Origin of the sequence: Dactylosporangium sp. NPDC051484 (assembly GCF_040689395.1) — a bacterium.
In the GTDB taxonomy this organism is placed as follows: domain Bacteria; phylum Actinomycetota; class Actinomycetes; order Mycobacteriales; family Micromonosporaceae; genus Dactylosporangium.
Genome location: NZ_JBFAZX010000033.1, coordinates 1 through 15,527 on the forward strand (window position 1 = coordinate 1; position 15,527 = coordinate 15,527).

Here is a 15,527-nt window from a genome sequence, read left to right on the forward strand (position 1 = left end):
CCTTGTCGACACTGCGGTCGCGCTTGGTCAAGAATTCCTTGGCCTTGTCCAGAAGCTTGCTCACGGCGGGAGTCCTCTCCTCATCAACAGTCGAAATCTCTTCCCACGGACAGCGCCACGAGCGCCGGGCGCGGCCAGCTGCAGTGTGAACTCCGTCCACTCAGGGCGACTGCTCGTTGCGTTCTACCCCGGGATGCCTCGGCCATGCCTCGACGGCGACGGCCAGGCTCAACCAGCTCTGGCAGCGCGAAAGTCAGGTCACGGCGCCAAGCCCGGCCGGCAAACTCCTCGCGCCGCCATGACGTGCCCACAACCGGTGCCGTAACCGCAGTCGATGGGGCCGTCCGCCAGCCACAGTACGGCCACACGGGGATGGGCTACCTGACGACCCGGACATGTTCACTCAGGCCGAGACGCACGCTCGGCCCGGCGGTCGACGGCTGCCGCCACTATGCCTGACCCCCGCACGCGGCGCTGGCAGCCTGGATGCGCCGCACGGTGCGCAGGGCCTTCTTCGCCGCGACGCGGACCTCGCCGTCGAAGACCGTCGCGCCGCGGTCCTCGGCCTGCAGACGCTCCAGGGTCGGCACGACCCGCTCGTCGCCAATCGAGCGAGGGCGACCGCGGCCCAGGAGCGACAGCTCGGATCCCCGTCCGCAGCCGCCTCGACCAGCCACGGGATGATGTCCGGGGCGAAGAGGGCCAGTCTGGGTCACGCCGGAACCGACCACTCCCCGCCTGCGCCCGTTTGGCGGACGCCGCGCGCAATGGGCTCAGGCAGCACCATCGGACAAGCCCAAAACAGGAGGGACCGAATGGCCATCACGGGAACGCTGATCGGGGACAGTCTGCGCCCGGGAGCGGAGTTCGCACCTCCCAGCGCGCGGATCAGCAGGATCTACCGACTCGACCTGAACGACACCGCCGCAACGACCCAGCCGCAGGTCTGGACCGTGATCGACTTCGAAGCGGACGACGCGGATTAGCCCGATTTCACACGGCTGACGGAACCCGATCCTCCGTCGACCACGCGGCGCGCACGCCTACGCCATCCCTCGCCGGGCTGGTTACCGTCGAGGCCGCGGTGCTTCGAAGCGTGTGGGCGGCAAACCGGATCGTGGTGGGCCTCCTGACAGCAACGAGAACTGGTTCTGGCGCAGATTCCGGATGCTGTTGGTGATCTTGGAGGTCAGTCGGCGGTCATAGCGTGGAAGCGGCATCGCCGCCAACTCCGGACGCCCACACCGTCATCGGCCGGTGGTTCTACGTTGCGGTCCACCTCGCCGCAGCCGCCGCAGCGCTCCTCGGGTATCGGGCCGGTCGTCACGCAGCGGCGCAAGCGGTGCCACGGCCGATCCTCGCCGGTGCCCTACAGCACTGCCGCGCTCCCATTCATGCCTCGACCCCAGCGGCATAATCTTCTGAGTTCCAGTCCACTCCGCGATCAAGAAAGGTCCACAATGGGTCCTTTTGATCCCTCTCCGATCGAGCGCCAGCCTGTGGCCGACTGTCCTGAACCTCGCCGACACACAGCTCATCAAACACAACCATGCGGGATGCGATACGCCACCGACCATGAGCATCCGGCGTGAATTTATCCAGGTACCTACATTTCACGGTCGTCGATTGCTGCGCGCCAGAGTCTTCTTGTATACGGCGCCTTAGATAGCACACGCAGTAGGACTCAACCAAGGCGACATCCGGATCTGGCAAGTCAACGATGACGTTGGTGATGACATGGACCGAAGAGTCCAACGTTGCGTGGCGAATTTTCATGTCCTCAATCAGCCCGTCGACCCCGCCTTGGTACGCACCATGGTGATCGAAGGCATTGTCGTGGTAGCACGCACGCACCGAGTCCCAGTCACACCGATCGACCGCCCTCGCATACCGGTACAGGCAATCAGTAACGGCCATGGTCACATCGACCCGTGATCGGTCGACCTGGTCTTCCTGCGGCATTGGTCACCCACTTCCTCAAATCTGTCGATGCTGTACTGCATCAGGCAGCTGTGTTCGGCGCTCGGACGTTCGTGTCAATGTGCACGCGGCCTGACCCCTCATTGCTCTCGCCTGACCCTGTGCTGCGCCCGCTTACGACTCGGCCGGGATTACCCGAACCGGGGTGCCCTGCAGCCATGACACGACGTCTTCCACCACGTGCGAGAAGAACCGCTCGTACATCGGCACCGAGACATAGCCGATATGTGGCGTCAGAACAGTGTTCGGCGCGTCGCGCAGCGGGTGGTCTGCTGGCAACGGCTCGACGGAGAACACGTCCAGCGCCGCGCCGGCGATGACGGCGTCCGACAGGGCCTCGGCCAGGGCATACTCGTCCACGATCGGCCCGCGCGAGGTGTTGACCAGGTAGCCGTGCGGGCCGAGCAGTTCCAGCTCCGGTCGACCGATCAGGTTCCTCGTACGTTCACTCAGCGGGAGGTGGACGGTAGCTACATCGGCGCGCTCGAACAACTCGCGCTTGCCGACGAGTTTCGCGCCTACCGACTCCGCCCGCTCGTTGGTGAGATTCTGGCTCCAGGCGACGACGTTCATGTCGAAGGCCAGTGCGTAGCGGGCGATCCTCGAGCCGATATTTCCCAGCCCGATGATGCCGAGGGTCGATCCTGCCAGTTCAGGACCGATCGTGGTCTGCCACCGCCCTGCCCGCAGCGCGGCATCCTCCGCCGGCACTCTGCGGGTGACTGCCATGATGAGGGCCCAGGTCAGCTCGGCCGTGGTGTGCGGCATGCCGCCAGTTCCGCAGACCACGATCCCGCGGGCATGTGCGGCCGCGACGTCGATCGCCGCGTTGAACGGACCGGTGGTGACCAGGAGTGCCAGATTGGGCAGGCTGTCGAGGATCGCCGACGGGAACGCCGTCCGCTCGCGCATCGCCACGACCACTTCGAACGGCTCCAGCCGGCGCACCAGGTCAGCCGGGTCGGCGATATGGTCGTGGAAGAATGTGACGTCGGCCCGGCCGTCGAGGGGCGTCCAATCGGCACTCGACCGGGCGACGCGCTGATAATCGTCAAGGACGGCGATCCGAACCGGCATGGCGCGGGCTCCCTCGATAAGCTGGTTACGGGGTCAGGGACATCCTGCGACGAAGGTCGGCGCGAAGTTCCGCCTTGGCGGCCTTGCCGCCCGAGCCGCGATGCAGTCCGGCCATAGGCGATCATCATCTGGGACGGATGATGATCCGTGGGGCGGAGGATGTCCGCCCCACGGATGACTCATCGGTCTAGCAGGGCGGCTGGTAGGTCGCCCACGGCCCCTTCGGCCTGTTGTCCGCGCCGAACTCGATCAGCGACAGGCCGCAGAGGCCATCCGCACCGAGGTGCTTGGTGGCGGAGTAGGACAGAGTGAAGCTTGCCTGGCCGAACGAGGCCGGATATCTCGAGATGCTTTGGATCGCTTCGTTCAGCTTCTTCGAGTCGTCCGCGCCGCCGGCCTTCTCGATCGCGAGCTTGACGATGTGCACGGTGTCCCAGGCTTGGGCGTCATAGGCCGTGACCTCGTAGTCCGCGCCGTTCTTGTTCTTCAGGAGCTTGGTCAGTTCCTGGGTACGAGGGTTCTGGTTATTGATGGAACCCATGAACACCAAACCGTTGAGGGCACCCGCGTTGGCCAGCTTCCAGGACTCCGGCTGGTTCCCGATCGACGCAAGCGAGAACCGCGGCTTCGCGGCCAACTGGCTGGCGAGCGTGTTCTGCGCGAGCACCTCGAACGGGCCACCGAGGCTGGTCACCATCACCGCGTCGACGTTCGCGTCCTTGAGTCGGGCCACCTGCGCGGACAGGTCGGCCGCCGCAGTGGCGCCCTTCTCTGTCGCCGTGACCTGCACACAGGGCATCGCGCCGAACAGCGACTTGTTCACCGCCGCGATGGTCGACGAGTCATCGGTCAGCACGCCGATCTTCTTGATGTTGGCCTTCTGGAACGCTCCGCAGTACACCTCGGCCCAGTCGCCGGTCGAGTTGGCGAGCATGTAGATGAACTCGTTGTTCGGCGCGTCGACCAGCGACTGGGTAACGCTGGTGGGGGCGATGGCCGGGATGCCGAGCTGGGTGAGGGTCGGCTTGGCCTGCGCCGATGCCGCGCCACCAGTCTGCATCAGCACCAGCTTGGCGCCCTGGCTGACCAGCTTCTGCACCACGGCCGGCGACTTGGTCGGGTCGCTCTCGTCGTTGCCCACCACAAGCTGGAGCGGACGGCCCAGCACGCCGCCCTTGTCGTTGATGTCCTGAACGGCCAGCCGGATCGTCTTGCCGGAGATGTTGCTGTATGAAGCGCCCGGACCGGTGCTGTCCTGGTCCAGGCCGATGATGATCGGATCGCCGGTCGCCGTGCCGGTGCTCGGTGTGTCGGAGCCACTCTTACTACAGCCCGCGAACGCCACCAACGCGGCGATCAGCGCCCCGGCAAGCGCCGCCGATCTCCTGGATATGGCCACGTATACCCCTGCCTTACTGGGACAAACCGAAAATGGGCTCAACTGTTACGTCGCTACCACCACGTCGTTCCTGCATGCGGGGTCTGACGAGGGGTTCCCGGGAACCTAGCAAGCGCTTGGTCGACTCAATATCTCTTCGGGCGCCGTCCCGTGTCAAGGGTCCACAATGGCGAGCGGGTTACAGAACGATCAAGCCGGTCATCGTTGCACCCTGCGGGTGCCGAGTAGTCCCGTCGGCGGGTTGAACTGCTGGTTCGTGGGAGTGAGCCTTGGCGGGGTTCGATCGCCGTTGGTCGACTGTGGCGTTGACCCGCGCCCACCTGATCTTCCGGCAGCTCCTCGCGTAGCTGGCCTCCCCGGCCCGCAGCCGCCCGCGCATCGCCGATGCGGCAGGTGACCACCAGCGGTCGCCCCGCCGAGGCGCGGACTTTATGCGCAGGGCTGCCGTGGCGCGGTGCTGGCGGCGGGACACTCCCCCACTGGGCGGTCACCTCCGCCGTCAGCTTTTGGGGCAGTCCTCGGCCTAACAACGTCAGCGACTGCCAACGGCCATGGTGATGTTGCCATGGCCAGGGACACCCTGAAGGGCTTTCTACGCTGGGCTTCGACCCGACCCGTTTCCAGACCGAGCCGCCAGCCTGCTACCGGGCCTCCTGGCAGCTACCCGGACCGGACTCACACCGGCAGGCGACGACGAGCTTACGACTCAAGGTCCACTACACGAGTTCACCTCCGAGTCTGCTTGGCGCACGAAGGGCCGAGGCTAGCCTCGAGGGACGATGAGGGGATTTGTGACCTAGAAAAAGGCAGAAAAGGTACGAAATGGATGTCAGTTCACTTACCGGGCAGGTAGCCGTCGTCACTGGCACCACCAGCGGAGTGGGGCGAGCGACGGCGAGGCGGCTCGCTGCGGCGGGTGCTGCCGTTATTGGGGTCGCGCGCCGGGATGAACGTGAGGTCGGCACGATCACCCCTGAGCCCGTCAGCGGCAGCTATCGGCACGTTGTCGGCGACGCGGGCAGGGCAGAGACCGCGACCGCCGTCGTCGACCTCGCGATAGCCGAGTTCGGGCGGGTGGACATTCTGGTCAACAACGCCGGCATGGGGCACTACGCAGACCTCGTCGAGTCGGATGTCGACCTCTTCGACCAGATGATGGCCACAAACGTGCGAAGCACGTTTGTTTTCACGCGAGCCGTCGTGGATACGATGATCGCGCAGCGGAGCGGTCTCATCCTTACGATTTCTTCCCAGGCCGGCCTGGACGGATACGGCGGAGAAGCCATCTATTGCGCTACAAAGCACGCGCAGGTCGGGTTCTCGCGAGCTCTCCGCAAGGAACTGCAACCATTTGGGATCAAGGTTGGTGTCATCTGCCCCGCCGGCATTGAGACCGATTTCGCCGTTGGGCAAGGACGCACACCAGAGGGTATCGCCACCGCCGGATATCTCTCCCCTGACGACGTGGCGGACGTCGTCCTGTTCGCCACATCGCAAAGCCGCATTGCGACGATGGTCGATATTGGCCTTATCTCGGTCAACGAGTCCTGACAGAGACGATGTCCCTCCGAGATCTGACCCAAGCCCTGACTGACTTCGGGTCGCCGGGTCGCCGGGCCGGCGTGGCCGTTCAGCCGCTGACGACGCTCATCGGGTGACGGCACGGAAATGGGCCGTCATCCGTGCGGCGTCCGGCGTGTGCCCGGTCAGCAGGCGGAACCCGGCAGCGGCCTGGTGAACGAGCATGCCGCTGCCATTCGCCGTTCGGCAGCCCAGCGTTCGAGACGGCCCAGCAGGGCCGTCTCGAACGGCCGGTAGATCACGTCGACCACCCACAGCCGCCGCGTCAGCAGGTCGAACGGCAGCGGCGTCCCGGGGTGTCCCTGCATACCGATGGGGTGGCGTTGACGAGGCCGTCGACCGGGGCACCCGTCATCACACCACCGCCGAAGCGGGGCGCCTGGGGAGTGTCGAACCGGCCGAACGGTGATGCCGGGTCAGTGCGCGCGGCGCCGGCCGTAGAAGCCGGCAACCGCCCACACGCCGAGCGCGGCGAGCACCACCTGGGTGAGCAGTTCCAGCCAGTCGATGCCGGGCGTGTTCGCGTAGCCCAGGGCGCCCGCGATCGCGGTGCCGATGAACGCCGCGATGATGCCGATGACGATGGTGAGCCAGATCGGTATGTGCTGCCTGCCGGGTACGACCAGGCGCCCCAGCACGCCGATGATCAGGCCGACGACCAGCGCGGAGATGATGCCACCGATGGCCATGTCACGCCTCCAGATCTCCGGGAATGCCGTTGTCCGTCTGGATTCCCGAACCGGATCGACGGCAAACCACTACCCCACGCCGTGGCACAGGTCACCCGGTGGCGACCGGTCGCCAAACAAGGGTTATGGGTCGCGAACCGGCAGGCGGCTCAGTGGCGGGCAGCAGCCCGATCCGGCCGTGATAGACGGCCGAGCTGGTCAGTGTCCGAGCCAACGAGCAGCCCGGCGGGGCAGGTGACCAAGACGCCGACGATCACCATGCCCGGTCGAGGACGTAGCCGAGACTTGCGGGCTCGCGGCCGGTGACCGCGCCGCCGGATGACGATCCGACGATGGGCTCGACTGCCGTTCAATGCTCACGTCACACCACCTCGCACCGGCCGCCACGGCCAGCCACTGCGGCCGGACAGCGTCAGCAGCCGCTTCAACCAACTCGCCACCACCGCCGAAGCCCGCCCGATCGGCACGCACCAGATCCGGCACCTCCTCGCCTCCCACCTCCTGGACCTCCGATACGGCATCCCGAAGTCGCCGAACGCCTCGGCCACGACCCCGCAACACTGCTGCACTACTACTCCCGCGTCAACGCCGCCCGCCGCCGCCAAGCCGCCCACGACCTCGCCGACCTCATCACACGAACAGCAGCCGTCACACACCTCGACACCGCAGACCGACCGCCGAAACCAGCCTGAGGATCGACCGGCAGGACCCTCGTCTATGCCTGCAGGTCCATCGTGGACGGAGCATCATGAATGGGAGTGGTGGGCGTCGACGTGGGGTGCCGCGTCAGAAAAGTGAGCGCTGATACCGGCCTGGGCTTTGTCCGACAAGGGCGGTGAAGGCGTCGATGAATGCGCTGGGGTTCGCCCAGCCGCACGCGGCGGCGACGCCGGTAACGGGAGTACCCTCCGTGAGCATGATCAAGGCCCGATGGATGCGCAGCTGCGTGCGCCACTGCCGGAAGCCCATCCCGGTCTCCCGATAAAACAGCCGGCTCAGGGTGCGTTCACTCGCGCCCACTTCGCGACCGAGTTGATCGAGGGTAACCGGATTGGACAGATCGCGTTCGACGAGCGCCGCAATCGCCACCAGGCGGTCGTCACGAGGTTCGGGCAGGTGCAGGGGTTGCTCGGGGGCCGACACGACGTCATCGATGATGACCCAGCGGAGCCTTGTCAGCGAGCTGGCGGATCTGGCCTCGTCTCTTGTCAACGCAAGCGTCGCCTCCCGCGCCAGAGGAGTCATGACCAGAACGGCAGGAGAGTCTGGCAGCAGAGCCGCCATCGCCATAGACAGAAACACGATGTGCATGTCCGTCGAGCCGTGGGCGCGGTGCTGATGCTCGAATCCGGCAGGAATCCACACAACGCGGTTCGGCGGGGCGATCCACGCACCGGCCTCGGTCACGAGCGAGAGCAGACCGGTCGCCGGGTAGACCAGGTGCCCCAACTGGTGAGTGTGTACCGGTGTGCGCTGGTCGTGCTCGAGCGGGAATATCGACTCCAGGCCCGGTGAAAGATGGCGGAATTCAGGCATAGGCAGTCACTATAACGGTTGTCCTCATCGTCGATTCGGGATGGACTCGTAGCGACACCCAGACCCCGCGTTCGGGCACCAGCTCAAGAGGAGTTCCATGGCAACCGCTACCGGCCCCATCCCACGAATCGACTACCCGGCCCCCAGCGAAGAGCCGTTGCGCCCGGAAGAGATCGAGGCGGCGGCCGGCCAGTCGCGCAGTCGCCTCGGCTACTTGGTCCTTGGCGTCGGACTCTTGCTGATCGGGCTCAATCTCCGTATCGGCGTCACCGCCGTGAGCCCCGTGCTCGCCGATATCCAATCCGGCCTTGGCCTTTCCGAGGCGGTCGCCAGCCTGCTGACGACGATCCCGGTCTTCGCGTTCGGTGCCTTCGCGTTCCTAACGCCCGGGCTGAGTCGACGCATCGGCATCCACCGACTGCTCGGTGCGGCGATGGCCACGCTCATCGTGGGCATCGTGCTCCGGGTCATTCCCGGTCTGAGCGCCTTGTTCGGCGGCACTCTGGTCATCGGAGCAGCCATCGCGATCGCCAACGTCCTGCTACCAGCGGCCATCAAACGCGACCTCGCCCACCGGACTGGCCTCATGATGGGCCTGTACGCCACTGTCATGTCCCTCGGCGCGGCCCTGGCATCGGGGTTCACCGTGCCGCTGCTCGCTGTCACCGGCGGGCAGTGGCGGCCCGCCCTCGCGCTCTGGGCCATCCCCGCGGCGATCGCACTCGCGGTATGGATCCCACAGATGCTGCGCTCGCCCGGTCGCGCACGACGCCCACACTCGGTCGCCGACGCCACCTCCGAATCCGGGGAACCCCCGTTCCGCGTTATCCTCACCGATCCCATCGCGATCGGCGTGACCGCGCTGATGGGCATCCAGTCGATGATCTTCTACGCAACGATCACGTGGCTTCCCACCCTCCTGCAGGACGCCGGCATCGACCCCGGCACCGCAGGATGGATGCTGTCCTTCTCGGCCATCGCGGGCGTCGTCGCGGCACTGTTCGCGCCCGCCCTGACCAGGCAGTGGCGACCGACCTGGCTGCCCATCGCAATAGCCACGGTGCTCACCGGAGCAGGCCTTCTCGGAGTCGCCATCGCCCCCACGCAAGCCACCTTGCTCTGGATGATCCTCATCGGGCTCGGACAGAGCGCCTCCATCGCCCTCTCGCTCAGCTACATCGTCTGGCGCTCACCGGACGCCCATCACGCCGGCCACCTCTCCACAATGGCTCAAGGATTCGGCTACCTGTTCGCCGCCTTCGGCCCCCTCGGGCTCGGGGCCCTCCACAGCGCAACAAATGGCTGGACCATCCCGATCATCGCGCTCGGAGTGCTCCTCATCGCGCAACTGCTCGCCGGAGCGGTTGCCTCTCGACCACGGCACATCCGAGCCAAACTCCGCCACTGAACAACCCACTATCCTCAGGCAAGGCGGACACCGCATCATCGGCGTCCGCCTTGCCCTGATTCTCTGCTTGCCGACCGGCCATCTCATTTGCGCGACCGCGATCACGACAGAGATGGCAGGCGCGACCCGCCCGCTGAGGTCCCCTTGGACATCGCGCGCCACCACGTCGAGCGCGTGCAGCGGCAGAATCTCCGTCCATCACCGGCGAACCCGTCGTCAGCCACCAACCCGCAGCGCAGGGTCGGCACCGCCGGACAGTGCTCGTCATCGCCGTTCGGGCTGGTCGACATCGCCGTCAACGCCATCAGCGACTACAACCTGCAGGCCCGCACGGAACCCTGAGGCGGATCTCCTGCTGGAGTACTAGGCGGCATCCCGCTGGTCCAGCCACTTGAGTATCGCCTGGTTCGTTTCTTCCGGCTTTTCCTGCTGGATCCAATGACCGCAATCCAGACGGACTACTTCCACATTCGGCACGAACTCTGTCAGGTTTTCAGACCTCGAGACCGCATCACGGTCGCCGTAGATCATGAGGGTGGGCTGTTGGATGATCGGGTCCAGGTCTGCCAACAAGCGCCAGTTGCGGTCCAAGTTTCTGTACCAATTTACACTTCCCGTGAACCCCGTTGCTTCGAAAGCGGAGACGAAAACAGCCAGTTCACTGTCGCTCATGACCGGCTCACCGAGGGGTGTTTCCGCTCTGGCGAGATTGATCAACGCCATACCCGGCTGAGGCTCTGCGGGGGGCTCGTTCTTCCGGTACATGTTGCGAAGGAACTGGAACGTATTCTCTTCGAATACGGCATCTGCGACGCCCGGCTGTCGATTGAAGTGGACGAAATAGAAATCGCTGCCAAGTGCATCTTCCATGGACTCGATCCAGGGCTTTTCTCCGCGCTCGGGGTAAGGCAGGCTCAGATTAATCACCTTGTTTACACGGCTTTGATACAACAAGGTCAATCCCCAAACAACAAATGCGCCCCAATCATGACCGATAAAGGTGGCATCTTCGTATCCGTAGTGATCGAGGAGTGCGACAAGATCCGCCGACAAGTGCTCGATGTCATAGTCGGTTACTTCAGTCGGACGGGATGAGTTGCCGTATCCGCGCTGGTTCGGAACGATGACGTGGTAGCCCGCTGCGGCGAGGGCGGGCATCTGATGGCGCCAAGAAAAGGCGTGCTCCGGCCAGCCGTGACAGAGCACGATGGGCCTTCCTGCATTCTGCCGGCCCGCTTCGAAGACTTCGAGTTCCACGCCGTTGACTGAAATGAGGGTGGGTTCGGGAAAATCGGTTGGATCGACGGTGTGCGCCGGTGAGGTCATGTCGCCATCCTGCCGACCGAAACCGGTCATCCCATGACCGGTTCTCTGTGGAAATGTTGTCCGGGTGCGAGCCGACCGGCTGATGGCCATCCTCCTCCTGCTCCAACAACGCGAGCACGTGACAGCGGCAGAGGTCGCCCGGGAGCTGGAGGTCTCCGAGCGCACCGCCCGCCGCGACCTCGACGCCCTGGCCATGGCCGGAGTACCCCTGTACTCCATGCAGGGCCGAGGCGGCGGCTGGCGCCTCCTGGGCGGCGCCCGCACCGACCTGTCCGGGCTGACCGCGAGGGAGGCCCGCGCCCTGTTCCTGGTCGTCGGCCCGGCCTCGGCTGCGACGCCGGCCGTAAAAGCAGCGCTGCGCAAGCTCGTCCAAGCCCTGCCGGAGCCCTTCCGGGTGCAGGCCGCAGCAGCAGCGTCATCGCTGGTCATGGACCCGCAACGATGGGGGTCGGGCCGGGTCGAGCACCAGCCACCTCGCTACCTCGACGAACTCCAGGACGCGGTGATCCGCGGCGTCCAGGTGCGGCTTGGCTACGTCGACCGCGACGGCGCCGAAACCGAGAGAACCGTCCACCCGCTGGGCATCGTCGCCAAAGGTCCGTCGTGGTACCTCGTCTGCAACACCGAGGCCGGCCGGCGGACCTTCCGGATCGACCGCGTGTCGTCCGCCGACCCGACCGGTGATCCCGTACACCGACCCGAGGACTTCGACCTTGCCGAGAGCTGGCGCGAGATCGCCGACGAGGTCGAACGCAGGCGAACGCCCCTCGAGATCCAGGCGGTATGCGGGCCCCACGGGATGAGCCGGCTCCGGATGATGCTCGGCGATCGGCTCGAAATAGGAGGCGCCACGACCGACGGCCGCATCGAGGTCGTGATCCGCGGCTACAACGAGTACGCGCTCGCCGGCGAGCTTGCCGGGCTCATCGAATGGCTCGAGGTGACCGGCCCCCCGGGTGTCCGAGACCACCTGGCCTCGATCGGCAACGCGCTCGTCCAGCGATACGGCTGAGACCGGCATGGCGCGTCATCGCTCCTGCGATGTCTACGGTTACGCGCAGCGCAGGCACGCCAACGCGACCTGCAGCCGTCGCCCTTCCCGGACCGCGCACCAGCGGAGATCTTCACGCTTCTTGAACCGGACGAGACGGAGTTTCGAGAACAGTCCTGGTTCATGACGTGGGTTTGTCCGTTCCGGCAGACACCCGGTCACGACGTCGGCGGGTCCGCCGGCCTGGCTCGCTGCGGCTGGATCGTCTCGTGCCGGGCCAGCATCGCCACGCACTCGGCGATCTTCCGGGTGCGCGTCTCGGCCCGCTTGACGGCATTGACCCGGCCGATGAGGGCGAAGCGGTTGGTCTTGGTGAGCACGTCGAACATCGCCTGCGCCGCCGGGTCGGCGGCGATCGCGGCTCGCAGGTCAGCCGGCACCTCCGCTTCCGACGGCGGCGCATAGGCGGCCGCCCACCGCCCGTCGGCCTTCGCGGCGTCCACCGCGGCGCGGCCAGCGGGCAGCATCAGGCCGGCCGCCTCCAACCGGGCCACGTTGGCGACGTTGCGTTGGGACCAGATGCTGCTGGACCGGCGCGGGGTGAACCGCCTCCAGGAACTCCCCTCGTCACGCTTGCGGGCCTGCCCGTCGATCCAGCCGAAGCACAGTGCCTCGTCGACCGCCTGCTGCCAGGTCAGCGTGGTGACGGAGCCGCCCTTCCTGGTCAGGGCGAGCCACACGCCAGGAGAGGCGGTGTGGTTGTCCAGCAGCCACGCGCGCAGCACCGCGCCGTCAGCCACGATCAACTCGTCCAGTTCGGTTCCGGCCACCACCGCAGGCTACCGGCCCGTCGCCGCAGGTCAGCGGCCCGGCCGGTGCGAGGGCATCACCTTCTTTCGGTGCCATCGAGGTCGACGTCGACGCCGAACTCGCCCGGCTCGATTCACCGGCTACCGACCGCTGGGGTGTGCGACGCCCTGTTCTGATGGCGCTGGCCTCGAGCATATTATTCAGCCCAACCTGAATACAGGAATTTCTGTATCGTTAGGGTTGTGGAGACGTTACTGCATTCGGACGCGCTGGCTCGGTTCGGGCACGCGCTGTCGGATCCGACCCGTACCCAGATCCTGTTGAACCTACGCACCGGGCCCGCGTATCCGTCGGAGATGGCGGAGCGGATCGGGGTGTCGCGGCAGATTCTGTCCAATCACCTTGCCTGCCTGCGCGGTTGCGGTCTGGTGGTGGCGGTGCCGGAGGGGCGACGCAGTCGTTACGAGCTCGCCGACGCGCGTATCGCGGCCGCGCTCGGGGATCTGCTGGGGCTGGTGCTGGCCGTGGATCCGGCCTGCTGCCCGGACGCGCAGACCCAGGATTGCTGCTGACGGCACCCGCTGACGCCACGACGATGACACGAAAGCGAGAGCGGCGATGAGCGACGCGTGCTGCGGCACCGACGATCCCCGCGACGACCACGACGCTGCCGGTGAGCAGCCGAAGCGGTTGTGGCAGGTGCGAGAACTGCAACTGGCCGCTGCCGCGGGCATTCTGCTGCTGGCCGGGTTCGTCGTCGGCTGGTCGGGCTCGGAGATGACCGCGACCGTGCTGCACCTGGCCGCGGCAGGGCTCGGCGGCGTGACGTTCGTCCCTGGGGCGGTGCGGGCGTTGTGGCGGCGGCGGATCGGCGTGGGCACACTCATGACGATCGCGCTGATCGGGGCGCTGGCCTTGGGCCAGTTCGCCGAGGCGGCGATGCTGGCGTTCCTGTTCTCCATCAGCGAGGCTCTCGAGGACTACTCGCTCACGCGCACCCGGCAGGGATTGCGGGCGCTGCTGGCCCTGGTTCCCGACCGGGTCCGGGTGCTACGCGGCACGGGCGAGACAATCATCGAACCAGCCGAGCTGCGGGTCGGGGACCGGATGCTGGTGCGGGCCGGGGACCGGATCGCCAGCGACGGCATCGTGCGTGAAGGCCGCTCGAGCCTGGACACCGCCGCGGTGACCGGGGAGTCCGTGCCCGTGGAGGTCGGACGCGGTGACATGGTGTTTGCCGGATCGATCAACGCCCACGGCGTGCTGGTGATCGAGGCGACCGCCACCGTCGCGGACAACTCCCTGGCCAAGGTCGTGCGCGTGGTCGAGGACGCCCAGCAACGCAAAGGCTCCAGGCAGCGGCTGGCAGACAGGCTGGCCCGCCCGCTGGTGCCCGCGGTCATGGTGCTCGCCGCCGGCATCGCCGTCCTCGGCGCGATCTTCGGCGACCCAAGCGTGTGGATCGAGCGTGCCCTGGTGGTGCTGGTCGCGGCCACCCCGTGCGCGCTGGCCATCTCGGTGCCGGTCACCGTCATCGCCGCCGTCGGTGCCGCCACCCGGCTGGGGGTACTGGTCAAGGGCGGTGCCGCGCTCGAGACGCTCGGTGCGGTGCGCACGGTCGCTCTCGACAAGACCGGCACTCTCACCCGCAACCAGCCCGCGGTCGTCGAGATCGTCCACGCCGCCGGTCACACCGCAGACCAGGTCCAGGCCGTCGCGGCCGCGCTCGAGGCCCGCAGCGAACATCCGCTCGCCGCGGCGATCCTGGCCGCCGTGCCCGCTCCGGAAGAGGCGGCACAGGACGTCACCACCATCCCCGGCGCGGGGATCGAAGGCATCGTCGGCGGGCGGGCAGCCCGGCTCGGCAAACCCGGCTGGGTCGCTCCCGGCGCGCTCACCAGCGATGTCGACCGGCTCCAGGACGCCGGTGTCACCGTCGCCGTCGTCGAGCACGACCACACTGTGATCGGGGTGATCGGCATCCGCGACGAGCTGCGGCCCGAGGCCGCCGACACCGTGGCCGCGCTGCGGGCGGCGGGGGTGCGGGTGGCGATGCTGACCGGCGACAACACCCGCACCGCCACCGCTTTGGCCGCGCAGGCCGGTATCGAGGATGTGCACGCCGAACTGCTGCCCACCGACAAGGCCGACCACATCGCCCGGCTGCGTCGTGAGCACACCGGCGCGGTCGCGATGGTCGGCGACGGCGTCAACGACGCCCCCGCCCTCGCGACCGCCGACATCGGAATCGCCATGGGCGCCATGGGAACCGACGTCGCCATCGACACCGCCGACATCGCGCTCATGGGTCACGATCTGCGGCATCTACCCCAGGCCGTGCTCCACGCCCGGCGCGCCCGCACCATCATGCTGCAGAACATGGGCCTATCCGCCGCCATCGTGCTGTCACTGGTGCCCCTGGCCGCTACCGGCATCCTCGGACTGGCCACCGTCGTGTTCATCCACGAACTCGCCGAAGTGTTCGTCATCGCCAACGGTGTGCGTGCTGCACGCCTGCAACCCCTCCGCGGCGCACCCGCACCTCAATCCGTCAGCACCACCCCGGCCGCAGCGCCACCCGCCGCTACCGCTACGAACTGCAGCTGTACCACGACACCGGCTACCAGGAGATCCGTTGCCCGCAGGGCGTGACGCCGCCGGTGCCTTCGGCCTCGCCGGTCCTGACGCTGCCGCCGGACGCCGATGACCGTCTCACCGCGGCGCTGCGCG

17 protein-coding genes are annotated in these 15,527 nt (G+C 66.8%); 7 read left to right on the forward strand and 10 right to left on the reverse strand.

Annotation, left to right across the window (positions count from 1 at the left end):
- Nucleotides 1-449: 449 nt before the first annotated feature.
- The gene (locus AB0367_RS33115; RefSeq protein ID WP_366230426.1) at nucleotides 450-590 is read right to left on the reverse strand and encodes a hypothetical protein; all 141 of its coding nucleotides are present in this window, start codon (nucleotides 588-590) and stop codon (nucleotides 450-452) included.
- Between the two features lie 225 nt (nucleotides 591-815).
- Here AB0367_RS33115 and AB0367_RS33120 point away from each other — a divergent pair, with 225 nt between their 5' ends.
- Complete coding sequence (locus AB0367_RS33120; RefSeq protein ID WP_366230427.1) at nucleotides 816-986, forward strand: hypothetical protein; 171 nt, start codon at nucleotides 816-818, stop codon at nucleotides 984-986.
- A gap of 406 nt (nucleotides 987-1,392) precedes the next feature.
- Here AB0367_RS33120 and AB0367_RS33125 read toward each other — a convergent pair whose 3' ends face one another.
- From AB0367_RS33125 to AB0367_RS33135, 3 genes are all read right to left on the reverse strand, one after another.
- A complete protein-coding gene (locus AB0367_RS33125) occupies nucleotides 1,393-1,962 on the reverse strand; it encodes a nuclear transport factor 2 family protein (protein WP_366230428.1) in 570 nt (189 codons plus the stop codon).
- A gap of 132 nt (nucleotides 1,963-2,094) precedes the next feature.
- A complete protein-coding gene (locus AB0367_RS33130; RefSeq protein ID WP_366230429.1) occupies nucleotides 2,095-3,057 on the reverse strand; it encodes a D-2-hydroxyacid dehydrogenase family protein in 963 nt (320 codons plus the stop codon).
- A gap of 187 nt (nucleotides 3,058-3,244) precedes the next feature.
- Complete coding sequence (locus AB0367_RS33135; RefSeq protein WP_366230430.1) at nucleotides 3,245-4,456, reverse strand: ABC transporter substrate-binding protein; 1,212 nt, start codon at nucleotides 4,454-4,456, stop codon at nucleotides 3,245-3,247.
- A gap of 822 nt (nucleotides 4,457-5,278) precedes the next feature.
- Here AB0367_RS33135 and AB0367_RS33140 point away from each other — a divergent pair.
- Nucleotides 5,279-6,007, forward strand: coding sequence for an SDR family oxidoreductase (locus AB0367_RS33140; RefSeq protein WP_366230431.1), 729 nt, complete (start codon nucleotides 5,279-5,281; stop codon nucleotides 6,005-6,007).
- Between the two features lie 96 nt (nucleotides 6,008-6,103).
- Here the strand turns inward: AB0367_RS33140 and AB0367_RS33145 are convergent, their stop codons facing one another.
- The 4 genes from AB0367_RS33145 to AB0367_RS33160 all read right to left on the reverse strand — a co-directional run bounded on the left by AB0367_RS33145 (nucleotide 6,104) and on the right by AB0367_RS33160 (nucleotide 8,262).
- Nucleotides 6,104-6,202 carry a hypothetical protein gene (locus tag AB0367_RS33145; RefSeq protein ID WP_366230432.1) on the reverse strand — a complete coding sequence of 33 codons (99 nt, stop codon included), beginning with the start codon at nucleotides 6,200-6,202 and terminating at the stop codon, nucleotides 6,104-6,106.
- The gene (locus tag AB0367_RS33150) at nucleotides 6,163-6,345 is read right to left on the reverse strand and encodes a hypothetical protein (RefSeq protein ID WP_366230483.1); all 183 of its coding nucleotides are present in this window, start codon (nucleotides 6,343-6,345) and stop codon (nucleotides 6,163-6,165) included. Before AB0367_RS33150 ends, AB0367_RS33145 begins: the two co-directional genes overlap by 40 nt.
- 108 nt (nucleotides 6,346-6,453) lie before the next feature.
- Nucleotides 6,454-6,726, reverse strand: coding sequence for a GlsB/YeaQ/YmgE family stress response membrane protein (locus AB0367_RS33155; RefSeq protein WP_366230433.1), 273 nt, complete (start codon nucleotides 6,724-6,726; stop codon nucleotides 6,454-6,456).
- Nucleotides 6,727-7,512: 786 nt separating this feature from the next.
- Entirely contained in the window at nucleotides 7,513-8,262 is a 750-nt protein-coding gene (locus tag AB0367_RS33160) for a helix-turn-helix transcriptional regulator (RefSeq protein WP_366230434.1), read from the reverse strand.
- A 97-nt stretch (nucleotides 8,263-8,359) separates the two neighbouring features.
- Here AB0367_RS33160 and AB0367_RS33165 point away from each other — a divergent pair, with 97 nt between their 5' ends.
- Together AB0367_RS33165 and AB0367_RS33170 are read left to right on the forward strand one after the other, a co-directional pair.
- The gene (locus AB0367_RS33165; protein WP_366230435.1) at nucleotides 8,360-9,670 is read left to right on the forward strand and encodes an MFS transporter; all 1,311 of its coding nucleotides are present in this window, start codon (nucleotides 8,360-8,362) and stop codon (nucleotides 9,668-9,670) included.
- Nucleotides 9,671-9,814: 144 nt separating this feature from the next.
- Nucleotides 9,815-10,012 (forward strand): hypothetical protein, encoded by a 198-nt coding sequence (locus AB0367_RS33170; RefSeq protein WP_366230436.1) that lies wholly within the window; start codon nucleotides 9,815-9,817, stop codon nucleotides 10,010-10,012.
- 21 nt (nucleotides 10,013-10,033) lie between these two features.
- Here the strand turns inward: AB0367_RS33170 and AB0367_RS33175 are convergent, their stop codons facing one another.
- Nucleotides 10,034-10,996, reverse strand: coding sequence for an alpha/beta hydrolase (locus AB0367_RS33175; RefSeq protein WP_366230437.1), 963 nt, complete (start codon nucleotides 10,994-10,996; stop codon nucleotides 10,034-10,036).
- A gap of 64 nt (nucleotides 10,997-11,060) precedes the next feature.
- Here AB0367_RS33175 and AB0367_RS33180 point away from each other — a divergent pair, with 64 nt between their 5' ends.
- Nucleotides 11,061-12,008, forward strand: coding sequence for a WYL domain-containing protein (locus tag AB0367_RS33180; protein ID WP_366230438.1), 948 nt, complete (start codon nucleotides 11,061-11,063; stop codon nucleotides 12,006-12,008).
- Nucleotides 12,009-12,205: 197 nt separating this feature from the next.
- On the opposite strand, the gene AB0367_RS33185 is transcribed toward AB0367_RS33180, so the two are convergent.
- On the reverse strand, nucleotides 12,206-12,817 hold the full coding sequence (locus AB0367_RS33185) for a YdeI/OmpD-associated family protein (RefSeq protein ID WP_366230439.1): 612 nt from the start codon (nucleotides 12,815-12,817) through the stop codon (nucleotides 12,206-12,208).
- Between the two features lie 222 nt (nucleotides 12,818-13,039).
- Between AB0367_RS33185 and AB0367_RS33190 the strand changes: the two genes are divergently transcribed.
- Both AB0367_RS33190 and AB0367_RS33195 read left to right on the forward strand, forming a co-directional pair.
- Nucleotides 13,040-13,369, forward strand: a complete 330-nt coding sequence (locus tag AB0367_RS33190) for a metalloregulator ArsR/SmtB family transcription factor (RefSeq protein ID WP_366230440.1) — start codon at nucleotides 13,040-13,042, stop codon at nucleotides 13,367-13,369.
- 46 nt (nucleotides 13,370-13,415) lie between these two features.
- A complete protein-coding gene (locus tag AB0367_RS33195) occupies nucleotides 13,416-15,449 on the forward strand; it encodes a cation-translocating P-type ATPase (RefSeq protein ID WP_366230441.1) in 2,034 nt (677 codons plus the stop codon).
- Nucleotides 15,450-15,527 lie beyond the last annotated feature (78 nt).

Coding starts and splice junctions, on each gene's coding strand:
- AB0367_RS33155 (WP_366230433.1), bottom strand. CDS start 6,726: ATGGCCATCGGTGGCATCATCTCCGCGCTGGTCGTCGGCCTGATCATC.
- AB0367_RS33195 (WP_366230441.1), top strand. CDS start 13,416: ATGAGCGACGCGTGCTGCGGCACCGACGATCCCCGCGACGACCACGAC.
- AB0367_RS33150 (WP_366230483.1), bottom strand. CDS start 6,345: ATGCAGGGACACCCCGGGACGCCGCTGCCGTTCGACCTGCTGACGCGG.
- AB0367_RS33165 (WP_366230435.1), top strand. CDS start 8,360: ATGGCAACCGCTACCGGCCCCATCCCACGAATCGACTACCCGGCCCCC.
- AB0367_RS33145 (WP_366230432.1), bottom strand. CDS start 6,202: ATGCTCGTTCACCAGGCCGCTGCCGGGTTCCGCCTGCTGACCGGGCAC.
- AB0367_RS33160 (WP_366230434.1), bottom strand. CDS start 8,262: ATGCCTGAATTCCGCCATCTTTCACCGGGCCTGGAGTCGATATTCCCG.
- AB0367_RS33140 (WP_366230431.1), top strand. CDS start 5,279: ATGGATGTCAGTTCACTTACCGGGCAGGTAGCCGTCGTCACTGGCACC.
- AB0367_RS33120 (WP_366230427.1), top strand. CDS start 816: ATGGCCATCACGGGAACGCTGATCGGGGACAGTCTGCGCCCGGGAGCG.
- AB0367_RS33125 (WP_366230428.1), bottom strand. CDS start 1,962: ATGCCGCAGGAAGACCAGGTCGACCGATCACGGGTCGATGTGACCATG.
- AB0367_RS33175 (WP_366230437.1), bottom strand. CDS start 10,996: ATGACCTCACCGGCGCACACCGTCGATCCAACCGATTTTCCCGAACCC.
- AB0367_RS33130 (WP_366230429.1), bottom strand. CDS start 3,057: ATGCCGGTTCGGATCGCCGTCCTTGACGATTATCAGCGCGTCGCCCGG.